Source organism: Janthinobacterium sp., assembly GCF_009923995.1.
In the GTDB taxonomy this organism is placed as follows: domain Bacteria; phylum Pseudomonadota; class Gammaproteobacteria; order Burkholderiales; family Burkholderiaceae_D; genus Janthinobacterium.
The window spans coordinates 1-1,260 of the sequence record NZ_RFSK01000147.1 but is presented as its reverse complement, the minus strand read 5'-3'; the positions used below and the strand labels follow the sequence as shown (position 1 = coordinate 1,260).

Genomic DNA, 1,260 nt, shown 5'->3' with positions numbered 1-1,260 from the left:
ACGCATCGTCTTGGCTTCTTTGACCGAACCACCGAAGATTTTAGCCTTCGCCGTCCAGTATTCCTCATTAGGCTCCTTGGGATTGGCTGGGCCGTAGTGTGCTACATCAATAGCCTTTTGCCGATTGGCTAGATTGGTTTTGATGTCCTGTGTCGGCAATGGACAGAATGTTTTTTTTGACTCAAGCATTGAGTTGCTTGTTTCCTTGTTCATTTTTTCAATCCAATCTGAATTGGTATAGTCTGGGATTGAGTCTTCTGGATCTATAATAATGCTCATTTATGTTCTTCTGATTTATATGGTATTTTTAAAATGTTTGCAACAGCAGACGCTAAAATTTCAGAGTGAAGTATAGAATAATTTTTTGCAATTTTAAATTTTTCAAATTCATCTTTATTTTTTGTGTCCTCAATAACTCTTGGTTGTAAAATTTTAAATATTTCTTGATTGGCAGAAGTAAATTTTTGAATTATTTCTTTTGGATCAGGCCATCCATTTGAGGGTCTTGACGCAAGATATGTTTTTTTTTGTGCAACTGCTCTCACTTCTTTTAAATTTGCATTTGACGCTAAAACAATATCTGCATATGAAAGACTTGTGCTCATTGGATGATTATGCGTAAGAATTGTTTCCCCGTCTTTTTTCATCATATCCACATGTTCTTGTTGCAAGACTATTTTATTTTTACTTCCTTCTTGAGATAAAATTAAATTTCCTTGTCCAGATATAGCATATAATTGCTCTTTTTCTCTTGGTTCTCTTAGTTTTTTTTCCAGATTGCTTATTAGACTTGATTGTTTTTCAGATATATCTCTTGTTCCGATTTCTCCAGATCTTTTTGCACAAGTATTTCCCTCTTTAAACCCACCAGCACCAGTACCACAATCATCAAGATTCATGCGCTTTGAATTGTAGCAAAGCGGATTCATTTGTTATTTGCTCCGCAATTTGTCCAGTTGTCCAACAATTTTCTCGGCTCTCTTTAGCCCTGCATCCCCGCCCCATCCGTTGTAGGCTTGCCATCCCTTGCCCTTTTCGTTCCATGTGGAACCTTTTTTGTCCACCTCATGCCGTGACAAGAAGCTGTAAATACGCCTCCAAGTTCTAGGAGAAAGCCGTTTGCGCCCGATAATGTCCCTAGCCCTAGCAATTCCCACCTGTGTCATGCCACGCTCGCTGGCTGGCTTTTCGGCACGAACCCGCAAGGCAGACTTGGCCGCCTCGACCATGCCTTCCGAGGGAGTCAAATCAATGTCATCA

General features: G+C 39.7%; 3 protein-coding genes. All 3 read right to left on the bottom strand.

Translation table 11 applies throughout. The features are described 5' to 3' along the window. A partial coding sequence (locus tag EBS11_RS28305) for a hypothetical protein (RefSeq protein ID WP_290608868.1) occupies positions 1–279 on the bottom strand: 279 nt, incomplete at its 3' end. Further along, positions 276–899, bottom strand: a complete 624-nt coding sequence (locus EBS11_RS28300; protein WP_290608867.1) for a hypothetical protein — start codon at positions 897–899, stop codon at positions 276–278. The genes EBS11_RS28305 and EBS11_RS28300, both read right to left, overlap by 4 nt. 33 nt (positions 900–932) lie before the next feature. Then, positions 933–1,260: hypothetical protein (locus tag EBS11_RS28295; protein ID WP_290608865.1), on the bottom strand; the 328-nt coding region annotated here is incomplete at its 5' end.